At 41.7% G+C, this 14,142-nt stretch carries 14 protein-coding genes and 1 pseudogene; 2 read left to right on the top strand and 13 right to left on the bottom strand.

All coding sequences use genetic code 11. The annotated features are described in order from the left end of the window. Positions 1-34 precede the first annotated feature (34 nt). From OC23_RS02690 to OC23_RS02645, 10 genes are all read right to left on the bottom strand, one after another. Positions 35-367, bottom strand: coding sequence for a DUF485 domain-containing protein (locus tag OC23_RS02690; protein WP_038342555.1), 333 nt, complete (start codon positions 365-367; stop codon positions 35-37). Between the two features lie 356 nt (positions 368-723). Further along, a complete protein-coding gene (locus OC23_RS02685) occupies positions 724-966 on the bottom strand; it encodes a hypothetical protein (RefSeq protein WP_038342554.1) in 243 nt (80 codons plus the stop codon). A 362-nt stretch (positions 967-1,328) separates the two neighbouring features. Continuing rightward, entirely contained in the window at positions 1,329-1,667 is a 339-nt protein-coding gene (locus tag OC23_RS02680) for a hypothetical protein (protein ID WP_152607790.1), read from the bottom strand. Positions 1,668-1,894: 227 nt separating this feature from the next. After that, positions 1,895-4,123 (bottom strand): TonB-dependent receptor, encoded by a 2,229-nt coding sequence (locus OC23_RS02675; RefSeq protein WP_038342550.1) that lies wholly within the window; start codon positions 4,121-4,123, stop codon positions 1,895-1,897. 142 nt (positions 4,124-4,265) lie between these two features. Continuing rightward, complete coding sequence (locus OC23_RS02670) at positions 4,266-5,249, bottom strand: siderophore ABC transporter substrate-binding protein (RefSeq protein ID WP_038342549.1); 984 nt, start codon at positions 5,247-5,249, stop codon at positions 4,266-4,268. Positions 5,250-5,253: 4 nt separating this feature from the next. Then, on the bottom strand, positions 5,254-6,024 hold the full coding sequence (locus OC23_RS02665; RefSeq protein ID WP_038342548.1) for an ABC transporter ATP-binding protein: 771 nt from the start codon (positions 6,022-6,024) through the stop codon (positions 5,254-5,256). Further along, on the bottom strand, positions 6,021-6,968 hold the full coding sequence (locus tag OC23_RS02660) for an iron chelate uptake ABC transporter family permease subunit (RefSeq protein WP_038342546.1): 948 nt from the start codon (positions 6,966-6,968) through the stop codon (positions 6,021-6,023). Before OC23_RS02660 ends, OC23_RS02665 begins: the two co-directional genes overlap by 4 nt. Continuing rightward, entirely contained in the window at positions 6,968-7,909 is a 942-nt protein-coding gene (locus tag OC23_RS02655) for an ABC transporter permease (RefSeq protein WP_038342545.1), read from the bottom strand. Before OC23_RS02655 ends, OC23_RS02660 begins: the two co-directional genes overlap by 1 nt. After that, positions 7,900-9,678, bottom strand: a complete 1,779-nt coding sequence (locus tag OC23_RS02650; protein ID WP_038342543.1) for an ABC transporter ATP-binding protein — start codon at positions 9,676-9,678, stop codon at positions 7,900-7,902. Before OC23_RS02650 ends, OC23_RS02655 begins: the two co-directional genes overlap by 10 nt. After that, positions 9,672-11,477: an ABC transporter ATP-binding protein gene (locus OC23_RS02645; protein WP_038342542.1), complete on the bottom strand. Its 1,806-nt coding sequence runs from the start codon at positions 11,475-11,477 to the stop codon at positions 9,672-9,674. Before OC23_RS02645 ends, OC23_RS02650 begins: the two co-directional genes overlap by 7 nt. 269 nt (positions 11,478-11,746) lie before the next feature. On the opposite strand from OC23_RS02645, the gene OC23_RS02640 reads away from it, so the two are divergent. Further along, a complete protein-coding gene (locus OC23_RS02640) occupies positions 11,747-12,283 on the top strand; it encodes a TetR/AcrR family transcriptional regulator (RefSeq protein ID WP_264673646.1) in 537 nt (178 codons plus the stop codon). Beyond that, a pseudogene (locus OC23_RS19380) lies at positions 12,274-12,413 on the top strand (integrase); the annotation flags it as partial. The gene OC23_RS02640 and the pseudogene OC23_RS19380, both read left to right, overlap by 10 nt. A 104-nt stretch (positions 12,414-12,517) precedes the next feature. Here the strand turns inward: OC23_RS19380 and OC23_RS02635 are convergent. The 3 genes from OC23_RS02635 to OC23_RS18975 form a co-directional block, all read right to left on the bottom strand. Further along, positions 12,518-12,850, bottom strand: coding sequence for a hypothetical protein (locus OC23_RS02635; protein WP_227505525.1), 333 nt, complete (start codon positions 12,848-12,850; stop codon positions 12,518-12,520). A 125-nt stretch (positions 12,851-12,975) separates the two neighbouring features. Then, positions 12,976-13,380, bottom strand: coding sequence for a hypothetical protein (locus OC23_RS19375; RefSeq protein WP_038342540.1), 405 nt, complete (start codon positions 13,378-13,380; stop codon positions 12,976-12,978). A gap of 309 nt (positions 13,381-13,689) precedes the next feature. Then, entirely contained in the window at positions 13,690-14,124 is a 435-nt protein-coding gene (locus OC23_RS18975; protein ID WP_152607786.1) for a hypothetical protein, read from the bottom strand. Positions 14,125-14,142: the final 18 nt, after the last annotated feature.

Raw genomic sequence — 14,142 nt, 5'->3', positions numbered from 1 at the left:
AAACAGTATCGCCTTGCATGAAGTTCCTTTCATCTCAATGCATCCCTTTTTCATGTGCAATGGCCTCAACTTCCTTGAGGGCTTCTTCATTTAGCTGGTCAAGCTTATTGTTGGCAATATAGGAATAGAGTCCACATAAAATGAACGCAAGGAAAATAATGCCTAAACCCAGAGGAATGCCCCATGTGGTGACACCTCCGCTAAATGAACTTGCTAAAAATTCTTTGTTGTAGCCAACCAAAAGCATAAATCCAACATAGATAAACAGCATGATTGCTGTTAATGTCCAACTTAATGTACGCTTTTTGCTGACCATTTCCTGAAACTTTGGATTATGTAGAATTCGATCTACCTGAGAGCCATCCATAATATACTCCTCACTGAAAAGCAGAAAATTAAAAAACTTATATTTTTAAAGAACATAAAACCGCCAAAATAAATTTCTTTAATTTAACAAACCAAGAAAACCGGGTCTAAATAAAATATGTTATGGACATTTAAAGAATTTTAATATTTTAAAATTCACAATATAAAGCAACATACTGCCTGAGTTATTTATAAACAACACAGGCAGAATTTATGCTTAAAAAAAAACAAGACAGGAACTTTATTTTCAATCTTTTACATTACTCTGCAAAACTACTGACAAGATAATGTTTTCGATATAGATAAAAATTTTTAATCCAGATATTAAAATAAGGTACTTAAAAGTAGAATATCAATTTACAGATTTATTTCTGCTTTTTCATAAAAGGCTTTTATATATATACTTTTCAATTCAAGAGCCAGTTCTTTAATTATTTTATGGTCAGGATATAAGCCAACAAAACGATCAATTTCTTCACTTAAATTCTTGGCAACTTGTTCGACACTTTCTCTATCAAATTTATGAAACTTCAAGGTAGCGGCATAAGCATTCAGCTTACGTGAAAAAGCTTTAAAATCTTCAAGATCTTTAGTGAGCATATTTAACCCCTTTAAAATATTCAATTTATTTAAAATAATGCTAAAGCATGCAACTTCAGGATATTTTAAAATACAGGTAAATTGAAAATGGTAATTATCCTTATTTTATTATTTACTTCAATTAAACCAACAAAAAAAACACATATCAAATTACATTGTATATGAACTGTAACTTTGATTTTATATGTATCAAAAACATCTTGTAATTATTTTGAATTGCATTTAGTCCAGACCAGCTTTATAAGTATTTTGATCGCGATTGCTCTGTTACTCCAGACTTATATCCCGCTTGTTTTATTGAACATTCTTCCCAAAAGCTCAGATTTACACAATATTTTCCCCCTTTAATGTCTTGTACATGTTTAACGTGCTTTCATATTTACTTCACTTAAATAAGCTTTCTTCGTAGTCTTATGCCATAAACAGAGCTCTTGGCCAGTTTTATTTTTCATATGCGGCTGCGGATATTTTCCCTGGATGAGCAATGCAGAATAACCAACCCGATCATCAAATAACATCACATTACTCACCGCCCTGGCATTTTTAAGCTGACTGGCTTTTATGCACGCCGATTTTATCTCTTCATGATGTTTGTTCCATGCCTGCTCTGAACTTGCAAAAGTTGCACTGCTCATGGCACTAATGATCAACAGCCCCAAAACAGGCAGAGAATTTAAAAATATACGCTGCTTAGACATCATCATTTTCCTGTAAATTCCAGTGAAGGTCTCAAGTTATAAGATCAGCTCATTCAGCAGCTTTCAGTGTAATATTTGCAAACTGAAAGTTAAATTTTCGTTCTAATAAATTGTATTTTATTGATATATAAAAGATAAATACTATAAGGTTTGTAGGGCGATAAACACCCTACAATCTATTAAAGCAGTGATGAAACGTTACTTTGAATAAAATAATCAAGTGTTATCGATTAAAAGTCTAGAGAAACAGACAGCATATATGTTCGCGGTGCCCCCAGCGTTAAACTGGATAATTGTGGCATGCCCCAATAGGCTTTATTGGTAACATTATTGACGCTGGCACGAATGCTCAATGGCCACTGTGCCAACGCTGATTGATATCTTGCCCCTAAGTCAAATAGTGTCCGGCCTGAAACAGACAAGGTATTTTCCTGATCGATATATTGTCTGGACACTGCCGTTGCATTTCCGGTCAGGGTTAAGCCTTGTAGCATCGGTGTATCCCATTCTAGCCCCAGCTTGGCTTGCTGTTTTGCAACGCCTGTTGCTGTATTGCCCTGATTTTTTCCGCCTGCTGTTTTGGTCAGTTCAGGGTCAATATAGGCCAGACCGCCGAGTAAACGGAAATGTTCAACAGGTGTTGCCTGAAAGCTCCATTCAATCCCCCGATTACGCTGTTCACCATCTGCCGTAAAAATATTGGTCACAGGGTCAGTATAACTACTTGGTTTTTCAATTTCGAATACGCTTAAGGTACTGCTAAATTGCTCTAATGCTACTTTTAATCCCAACTCTTTCTGCTTGGTTTTAAACGGCGCGAATACCTCCCCCGCATTTACCGCAGTATAGGGCGCAGTTGTTCCCTGGCTTAAGCCTTCAATGTAATTTGCATAAAGTGATAAGTCATTGGTGACTTTAAATAAGATGGCTGCCCCTGGTGTTGTCGCACTTTTGTCATAACGAGACATACGTTTGCCTGTAGAAATATCAAAGGATTCGCTCACCACATCCTGCTGACGTACTCCCAGTGTCAGTTGAACTGTGTCATGAGCAAAAGACAAGGTGTCTGCAATACCATAACTGCTAAGACGAGATGAACTCCTAGAAATAGGTGGCGTATTAAACGGGACCGGTTTGCCCCATACCGGATCATATAAATTGGTCACCCTTTCAGCGCCAGCAACATTTCTGACCCCATAATCATTTTGATCATGTTCATAATAGGTCGCATTGGCTACCCATTGATGAGCAACTGTTCCCGTCTGGAAATTCCCCTTCACACCGGCATCTGCCGATTTCTTTTCCAGATCAAATGCCAGCTGGCCTATTTTGGTTTGCAAAGTCCCTTGCTGGTCAAGTACTGTGGCAGACATAGCACCATTATATTTATAATCCGTTTTGCTCTGTCCATAACCTGCATAAGCCATCAACTGATCATTGATTTCATATTCACCACGTATCATTGCTCCTTTGTCTTTGGTTTCAACAAATGACCAATCTGGATTAAGTAAGGTATCTGGCTTTGGCGGTTTTGGAATCCCTATTCCCGAAGCAAGATTAATCCCGCGGTTGACTCCCTCTACACGATCTTCGGCACTATACAAATCTGCAGTAAGACGGGCATTTTCACCACGCCAGTCGAGACCTAAAGAAAATTGCCGGGTCTTTTTATCTTGTTTCTTTGTCGCACCAGTGCCGTCACGATAAACACTGTTGAAACGCACCCCAAATTCATTATCTTGACCAAAACGTCTGCCTAGATCGAGATGACCGCCAAATTGCGAGTCTGACATATAGGTCGCGGTAAAACGGCTTAATGGTGCATCAGCTGCACGTTTGGTCACCAGGTTTACCACGCCACCCACTGAACCTGCTGGAGGCATGCCATTTAATAAAGCCGATGGGCCTTTCAGTACCTCGATTCGCTCGAACATTTCAGGAGAGGTTCGGTAGAATGGTGTCATGCCAAACATTCCATTCATCGACATATCGCTGGTACTCGAGGCAAATCCCCGGATAAAGTAATTTTCACTCCATCCACCACTTGCCCCATTGGTAAAGACGGAGGGGTCGGTTTTTGCAATGACATCAGTTATATCTTTGGCTTGCTGGTTCTCGATATATTGATCTGTGTAACCAATACTATTAAAAGGTGTATCTATAAAGTCTTTATTGCCAAGAAAACCTAAATTATTTTGCGATGCGATCTGTCCTGCTAAAGTCGTCTTATTCTGTTGTCGGGCTTGTACCTTAATGGTCGGTAATTGTTGTGACCATGATGGAGACAGGCCCGTTTCATTTACCCCCTCTGCATGCACGCAAGTCATCGGGATACTCAGTGTAAGTCCCAAACCCAACATCCTCTGGGCAGAGATCAAGTGTTTCAGTTTAAATCTCGACTGTAAACAAGTGAAAGATTGTGCTTTATCAGTCAATACCAAGCTATTATGAAATTGCATATCTATATTTCCATTGATTTTTAAACACACGTTTCCCGAGCACACTTTTTTTGATAAAAAGTATGTGATCTGGAGATGTGGACGGTATGTGTTTTTGGCTAGAGGCTGATCTGGCTATAAATGTATCTTAAAAAGAGTCAATTCATAGTCGATACCCCTTGAGTACATCATCCATAAGAATCATCATGGACGTTGGGCTTGCTGCAGTGGTGTACCATGCATCTGCGTCGACAAAAACGACTTTGCCGGTTTTCCAGGCCTTGGTCTGACGCAGTAAAGGATTGCCCAGATTTTCTGCATTAATTGTTGGGCGATGTTCCATGACCGCAGTACGGTCTACGATATATAAAATATCGGGATTTGCTTGCTGTATGAATTCACTGGAAATCGGCTGTCCGTGCAAGCTGGTATCTGCAACAGTACTGGCAGGCTTGACACCCAAGTCATGAAAAATAAAACCATAACGAGACTGAACGCCAAAATGACTAAATGCGCCATTATTATGTAGAACCACCATTGCCTTTTCGGGCCGGCTGCGAGTTATATGTTGAACCTGCCTGATTTTTTCATCCAGCTCAGCCACTTTTTGTTGCGCCAGTTCTGACCGATCAAAAATTTTCCCCAAGCTGATCATATGCGCTTTGATGGTGTCCATATGATGCCGCTGACTGTTATTAAAATTGATGTCATAGTGCAAAACCGGTGCAATTTTAGTCAGGGTTTGATACTGGTTTGCTTGCAATGGTGTCATCAAAATAAGATCAGGCTTTAATGCATAAATCTTTTCTATATTGGGCTGAACGATAGCGCCCAGATCTTCAACACTTTTATCTTGTCGATACTTGTTTAAAAAGTGCGGCACATAGTCCTTGGGCATGCCCGCCAGGGGAACATCAAGCTGATCAAGAAAATCTGCTTCATTCATGTCCAATACAGCAACTCGCTGTGGCCGATAATCTAGCCGGGTTTTGCCAAGTGCATGTTCAATCACAACAGCGGTATTTAACCGGATGACCTGTTGATCTTTAGATTTTGTTTGTTGTGCCGGTTTTTCCTGACAACCTGCGCTACTCAATGCAACCAGCATGGCAACAGCAAGCCGCTGATATTTACTTTTCCACTTCATGTATTCAAGCTCCAGATGAGTTGAAATAGTTACACATATAGCCACGCTCACTATATGTAATGTCAAAATCAAGTTCATACAGATCACTTAACTGCGATGCTGTAATCACGCTTTGGGTGGGGCCACTCAAATAAATATTGTGGTTTTTTAATGCAACCACATGATCTGAATAATTCGCCGCAAAGTTGATATCGTGAATCACCAAAATCACGGTACGCCCCTGTTCATCACACAGACGACGTAAGGCCTGCATAATCTGAACGGCGTGTTTCATATCAAGATTGTTGAGGGGTTCATCCAGTAACAGCACCTCAGTTTGCTGGGCAATGGTCATTGCCAGAAATGCCATTTGCCGCTGGCCACCACTGAGTTCATCCAGATAACAGTCGCTCAAGGCATCTAATGCTAGAAACCGGATTGCCTCATCAATCACCTGATGATCGTATGAAGTCAGTGAACCCCGACTATAAGGAAAGCGACCAAATGCAATGAGTTCTTTCACCGTCATACGCAAATTGATTCCCGGTGACTGTCTGAGGGTTGCCACCGATCTGGCATAATCCGAGAGATGAATATCCTGAATATTTTTTGAATTGAATAAAATCGTTCCCTGATCGGGTTTAGACAAATTTGCCAGCATCATCAATAACGTCGATTTGCCTGCACCATTGGGGCCAATCAAAGAAGTTAACTGCTTTTCAGGAAAGTCGATTGTCACATCAGACAAAATATTTTTACCCTCATAAGATTTATAAAGATTACGGACACTGATCATGTCATCCCCCTGGCACGAACCATCAACACGAGAAAATAAAGACCACACACCAAATTGATCAAAATGCTGACCGTAGTTTTGTAGTTAAATACATGTTCAACAAGAATCTGAGCCATCAGAAAAATTGCGATTGCGACCATAGATCCGATCACCAGAGTAAATTTATGCTGATACGTTTTTGCAAAAACATAGGCAATATTGGCAATAAACACGCCCATAAATGCGGTAGGGCCAATCAAACTGGTTGAAATTGCCACCAGAACTGCAATCAAAGCCAAATAAAATTTTACGTAGTGGTGATGGTCAACCCCGAGTGACATCGCCTGATCCCGCCCCAGACGCATGACATCCAGAACAGCTAATGTACGGCGCACCCGCCATAACACCAGAACCACTGTAATCAGGGCATAGATCAGGATTTCTGGCTGAACACGGTTAAATGACGCATAACTCAAGCCCTGAAAAACAGAAAATTCACCCGGACTAATTTTTAATTGAATAAATTGAGTGACGGTGCCTAACACCATGGTCAAGACCAGGCCGAATAGCAAAAGCTGAAAAATATCCTTATGTGTACGTGACAATAGGCAATGGTGAAGTGCCCACGAATAAAACAGCATCAGAAAAATACAAATAAAAAATTGAGCAGTGAAGCCAAGCCATAACAGCCCTTGCGTACCAAAGATAAATAGCAGCATCACCTGCCAGAGTAGATAAACAGCCTCATAGCCCATGACGGAGGGGGTCAGGATCCGGTTACCCACAAGGGTCTGAAAAATAATTGAGGTTGTAGCAACACAAATTCCCCCACATACAATCGCAACAAGTCTCAATAATCGCTGGGGAATGACATAGTCCATATCAAGACCGGAGCCGATCAATACAAAAGCCGTTGCGAGTCCAACCGTTGCACATAGCATTGCGCCAAGTTTGCCTCTGTTCATCAGCGCAACCCTCGCAAAATCAGCATCAGAAAGATCATTCCCCCTGCACCGCCCGCCGTGAGACCGATCGGAACCTCGTATGGATAAAGGATCGTACGTCCAGCAATATCGCAGAGCAGAAGAAGTGAAGCGCCAGCCAAAGCAACGACAGGTAAGGTTTTTGCTAAATTGTCCCCATACTTCAAAGCCACCAGATTCGGGATCACCAATCCTACAAATGGAATTGCACCAACTGTAATCACGGTTGCCGAAACCGTAATAGCCACCAGTACCAGACCGATTGCTGTCATAGTGGCATAATTCAGTCCCAGACTTGATGCCATGTCTTCACCCATGCCCAGCACAGTGAAACGATGTGCAAAAACGTAGGTCAACAGGATAATGGGCAAAATAAAATAAATAATTTCATAGTGCCCCTGAACAACGCGCGAAAAATCTCCCATCAGCCACGTTTGCATACTCTGCATCATATTATTCTGATAGGCGTAAAATTCTGCCAATGCACTTAATATGCTGCCATACATCAATCCGATCACAGGAACCAATACACTGTTCCTAAAGCGGATTTGGCGAATAATTACGATATAGACCAGACTGGCCATCAGGCAGAACAGCATTGCAAATAGCATTTTACTCAATGTACCTGCTGCTGGAATGAGCGTCAGTGATACCAAAATCCCGAGTTTTGCTGCATCCAGTCCACCCGTGGTTCCGGGTTCAACGAAACGGTTACGGACAATATGCTGTAAAATCACGCCACATACAGATAAGCCAATTCCCGTCAGAATAATGGCAATCAAACGCGGAATACGGCTGGCCGTCAGGGTTAACCCTGTATTGTCAGACATGGCCCACAAGCCGCCAAAGTCAAGTTGCTGCGCCCCAAGTAAAAGTGAGGTAAGGCAAAGCAGACCAAAAATAAACCATAAAGCTACGGGCATTCGTGAACTACCCCAGCGTGTATGTCCTTTCCAATCGACCATCCCTTAACGCGCTGACGTTGTTGTAAATAATGGGCATAGTAACCATCAACTGAACGCAGTTGTGCCGGCGTGCCTTGCTCAAGTATTTGTCCATTGTCCAAGACCACAATTTGATCGGCCGTTGCAATGGTTGAAAGCTGATGGGCAATGACCAGAATGGTTTTTTCGCCACGCAAGCGGTTTAACACCTCGGCAATAATTGCTTGATTTTCCATATCCAACGCAGCCGTTGCTTCATCCACCAACAAGATCGGTGCATCTTTAAGTAATGCCCTTGCAATCGCAATACGCTGTCGCTCTCCTCCTGAAAGACGCGCTCCGCCCTCACCCGTCCGGGTCTCAAGCCCCTCAGGCAATCGGGCAATCATTTCAGAGATGCCTACCTGCTCAACAACCCGCATGATGTCTGCATCTGTTGCATCGGGCCGGCCAATGCGGATGTTTTCGGCAATGGTGCCGGCAAATAAATAATTATCTTGAAAAATCTGGCTGATCTGCTGGCTAAGCTGTGAATAAGGTAATTGCTTGACATCTACCCCACCCAGCAAAACCTGTCCTTGACTGACATCAAAAAAACGCGCTATCAATTTGGCCAAAGTGGTTTTTCCTGAACCCGATGCCCCGATCAATGCCGTCATTTTCCCTGAAGGAATCAATAGACTGATGCCTTGTAATATCTTTTGCCCGTCTTGCGTATATTGAAAATCAACCTGTTTAAACTCAATTGAAGCATCTGCAAGCTGTTGCGTTTTTTTGCCTTCAGTCAAGCCCTGGAGATTTAAAATATCGCGCATTTCCTGTAACTGGCTATCTGCACTGCGCAAGACTTCGCTATAACTTGCAACTTCCAACCATGCATCAATAATGCGGCTGATAAATAACAACGATACGGCGATACTCAGCAACTCCTGACTGAACCAGTGCCCTGTCAGCTGCTGATTCACAAGCATGAGCATTGTCACAAGAAGCAGTATGGAAACAGCTTGAATTAGCCATGTATTCAATACTGAAGATAATGATGAGAGTAAAATCAGTTTCAAACTGGCCTGACGTTGCTGATCAATTGCCTGATCAAGAAAACGCTGGCTATTTCCCTCGCCGCTAAAAGCGCGAAAAACAGATTGGGACTGGGCAAACTCCACAATACGCTGGCTGGTTTCAGCAAAACGCTGCTGATATGTTTCATCGGCATATTTTGCAATGCTTGAGCTCAACCAGAATACGCCAGCAATTAAAGGAATCGCCAACAACGCAATTAATCCTAAAATGCCATATATCATCAGTAAGCCGACAATAATCACCAACGGCGTAATCACACCTGTAATTAAGGGGGTAAAAACATGTGCCGGGAGCTGGGCAACTGACATCATGCCTTGTGTCACCAGATGATTAAACTTTGCTGTATTTTGAGGAGTAAACCAGCCGACAGGTAAACTTGCGACATACTGGCCCAGAATTAAACGGGCATGTTGCAATAGCGCAATCCCAACCTTGATACCCATTTCTTCAACAATCCGGCGTAAATACCAGCACAATACAATCCCGGCAAATAACAGCCCCAACCCAGCTCCAATATGTTGCATATCGCCCAGGATTAATCGGGATAAAATCCCCCCCAACATCAAAATGCTCAGACCACAAATCAGGCTATAGATCAGGGCAATCGCAACATAACGATGGAAAACAGAAAGATCATCACCCAGCAATTGAGAAAATGTTTTCAGCATAAGCTTTCTCCGGTTGATTGTCGGGTAGGCTGGACCAGATGTGACCACAATCTGGCATATAAGCCTTGCTGGCTTAGAAGCTGCGTATGTGTGCCTTGCTCAATGATTTTCCCTTGATCGAGTACCAGAATACGGTCTGCATGCATAATGGTCTCTAAGCGATGTGCGATCACTAAAAGGGTTTTGTGTTGAGCAAAAGTTGATAGCGCATTTTGAATGGCGATTTCACTTTCGATATCCGCTGCGGCTGTTGCTTCATCGAGTATGAAAATGGGGGGATCAAGCAGAATTGCTCTGGCTATGCTGATCCGTTGGCGTTCACCACCAGACAATTCAACCTCGTCACCGATCATGGTTTGATATTGTTTGGGTAAACGCATGATCCGGTCATGAATATTGGCAGCTTTGGCCGCTTGTTCGACTTCTTGCCGGGTTGCACTGGATCGGCCTAAAGCAATATTGTCATATATGCTGGCATGAATCAGCTGCGTGTCTTGCAACACAAATCCAATTTGCTGATACAGCATGCCGGGTTGAATATGACGCAAATCTACACCGCCCAAGGTAATATGGCCTTGGCTCGGGTCAAAAAAACGTAAGATCAATTGCGCTATGGTTGACTTTCCTGCTCCCGATGGACCGACGATGGCCGTAAAGGTGCCAGCTTGCAGCGAGAAATTCAGGTCAGATAACACCTGATGCGCTTGATTATAGGCATAGCTCACCTGATGAAAACAGACTGTCCGGTCTGCAGGTAAAAGGGATTGTGCTGTTGCAGGGACATCTAATACCGGTTTTTCTAACAATGCCAATATTCGCTGTGCTGCACCCTGACTGGCTTGCAAATCATGCAACAAGGTATGTAACAATAAAGCGGGCGCACAGATTGCAGGGGCAATCAAGACAAATGCCAATATATCGATGGCATCAAGCCAGCCTAGATATATAAAAATTGCCCCACCCAGCATGACCACACCCAATATCGTGATGGGTGAGATCATGGCATGTGCATGTGCCATCGATTTGACCAGCGGCCGGGTAAATACTTTAAATGCATGTGCAAAAGTACGAACAGCCTGCTGGTATCCCAGCGAAACCTGTCCACTTTGCGCGAAGGTTTTTACAACCGGAATTGCACGGGTAAATTCAACAGAAGCACTATTAATCTGCCCCATTTGGGACGCAAAATCCTGGATATTCTGTTCGCTGGCATGTATGGCCTTGCGTAAAAAAAATATAAAGCCGATGAAGGGAAGCAATGACAGAACTGTCATGCGCCAATCGATATAAAACAGAAAAATGACCGCAATAATGATGATACCTAACGCTCGACCAACAGCTGGATAAAAATGCGCCGTCAAGCTATGAAGCTGTCCTATATCATCTTGAATAACCTGCTTTACTTCCCCCGAGCTTCGTTGTGTAAACCACCCCAAAGGCAGTTGAGTCAGATGTTGAGTAATGTTTTTTTGTAATATCCCAGTGATTTTATGATCTGCCAAATGTGCAATGAATTCACTCAGGGTGATCAATAACATGCCTACCAATAAACTTCCCAAACCACCTAGCCCTATCCATAAAGCATTAGACAAATCTGCATTCAACATGCCCATGGCTCCATGACCGGCAAATCTGGCTTTAACCAAACAGGCAACGCCAATCAGGGGCACTAAAGTCAGCATGGCCCCGAGTGCTGCAATAAACGAAGCTAAAAATAAAGATGTTCGTATGGGTTTCAGGATAAAGCTTAATGGACTGGCCGGTTGAGGCTGCCCTGCTTTTATATCAGTTGCACACATAACATAAAAAACCTGTTTTGATTATTCATGACCCGCCAAGTTCTGATCTGTTTAGAAAATGACAGTAAATCTGTTTTAAAAATACAAATGAGAATCAATATCAATATATTTAGTTGCATTGTAGTAAACTAATTCAGCAAAGTAAACGGATTTGACCCAAATTCCGTCACATGGCAACATGAAAAAATCGATTATCTGGAATAATTATGCCTTCTCTAGCCAAGTCATCTTCTCGTGGACGTCCACGTACAATCACCCATGAACGCATCATGAATGCAGGTATAAAGATAGGTTTACTGAATATTACTTTTGTTGGTGTTGCCGCTGAGCTAGGTATCAGCCATATGGCTTTATATAAACATGTTGCCAACCTAGAAGAACTTAAGTATCTAATTGCAGAAGAAATTTTTTTAAGATGGCAGATCCCTTTACCAGAATCTCCAAATCAGATCGAATTAAAAGAATATTTAATTATTTTCATGCATTCACTGCGAGAACTGGTTAAATCAAACCCAGGTTTTACACCCTACTTAATCCGTAGAATGGCTTCAACACCGTCAATGGTCACCAAGATAGAGCAACATCACCAGACCGTTGCTCAAGCCTATCAACTTACTCAGGATCAGGCCCGCTGGTTAATTGCAACCATTGCCTTTCACTGTATTGCAGTGGCTGACACCATTTATTCAGTAGCCGGCAAAGCACCTGTTAACGCAGATCATCGTGAAATTGAAGAAGCAGAAATGGAGAATGAATTTATTCAAAGTATGCAGGCACTGATTATCGGAGCACTGCATATGCTGTAGGAGAGGTTGATGGATTTTACTTGAATGTCAAAGGGTATCCCGTGTCTGGAGTTTGCGTATGATAGTAGGTAAACGCCAGGATAAAGATGGAAAGTGCAAACCTCATCATCGTGATATTGGTATGGATTCTTAGTCCGAAGTTTATTTAGCTGAAGTTCGGGTCAAAGATATGATTGATAATTAAAATGGGCTGCATTAATTCAGCAAGGTTCTCAAAAAAGAAAGAAGTAATTCCTACTTCTTTCTTGTATCTAAAAGTCCATCGATCACTCGATTAATTTTTACATCGTTACCTTGACATTTTGTAAGATCAAGCCCATCACCTCGAGAGACATGATATTCAGACAGTCCTATTCTTTGCCCAGCACGGTTATACAGTTTTAACATCATATCACTGATAAAAAATACGGTTTCGTAATCTTCAGTTGCATCATAGTTCAAGGTAAATTCACAAATATCTGGTTTAAATGGCGCATTAAATACTTGTATTTGGATAGGATGGCTTTCTAATCGGTTAATGCGTGTTTCCTGAAAACGGTCAGTTTTAACCTTAGAATTATTTTCCATACAGATAGAATTAAGCTGTGAAAGATAATCTGCATGTATTGGGCTTGCTTACCATTGCCATGTTGTGCTGCATGCTGAACAGAATATCCCGCTCAGCAAGGGCGCAACGATGTAATAGAATATACCTAACTCATCTCAGCTAAAGCATCAAGCCTTTCTATGTAGTCATCTGTTTTATTATCTAAAAGTGGGGTATCTCCATAGTAAAACTGAGTTATGTATTTACGATTTTTATCAATAGCCACACCAAAGCCATTCCATATTTCTACATTTTCTTCCGAGTATAGAAATAGTGCATCTATAGCATCAAATAACTCTACTGAAGACTTCAAAGGTGGTCCCTTAGAATTATTATGAGGTATCTTTTCATTCCCTAGCCAACATCGTGCAATATCTTTATTTCTTAATCCAATTTTTTCATCTCGAAATCGCTCTGTATAATATACAATCTTTGACCAATTGACTGGAGCCACATAAATTATTTCATTTACAATGATATTAACTAACTCAGCTCTTTTTAAAAAATTCATTTTTAGCCACCCGTTCTATTTTCAAATCTAATACGCTCCCACTCACCATTCGATCTCTGAAAACTTGCCACAAAGCTACCAGGTCTTGATGTAAAATTATTGCGCTTATATATACTTTCAATCTTTACAGAATGTTTGCCTATAGATTTCAGCTACAGGGATCTCAAAATCTGCCCTATACCTTCCCTGATTTAAGTTTTTCAACTTTGTACCATCAGATAAAACTAATGGTCTTCCATTTCCAGGGACAATGTTAACTCTATTGGTTGGTCCACTGAACCAATCTGCCCATAAATGAAAACCAATATCTCACGTCACAGCATCAGGACCTTTACCTAAAACTGTTGTTGAAAGGCCATCTATTCCTGAACGGTTATTAGCAGGATTTATAGCTGCATATCCCTCGAGTGTTGATACGCGACTTAAATTATCTGTAGTCCACGTAACACCACCATATTTATAAGAGGTATTTGGAGTTGGATTATTGGCTGCCCTGTTAAATGTATCAATATTATCGAAATGTAAAGTACGTGATGTAGTACTAACAAATGGAGCCTTAACCTGTACACTGGCCTTACTTGGATATAAAGCTTTTATTGGCGAAGCTGGTGCAGACGCTGTTAATACTTCCCCAGTCGTACTACCAGTTGGAATATCATCCGAAGAACATGAATTAATACGACCCCGCTGCGAATGAAGTGACATACGTCTTGAGCCAGCAGCTGCATTCAGTGTTTTTTTCACCCCCAATCGGGTCATAGA

Origin of the sequence: Acinetobacter sp. A47 (genome assembly GCF_000805455.1) — a bacterium.
Taxonomy (GTDB): domain Bacteria; phylum Pseudomonadota; class Gammaproteobacteria; order Pseudomonadales; family Moraxellaceae; genus Acinetobacter.
Note: the sequence above shows the minus strand (reverse complement) of the source record. Positions and strands in the feature narration are given on the sequence as shown.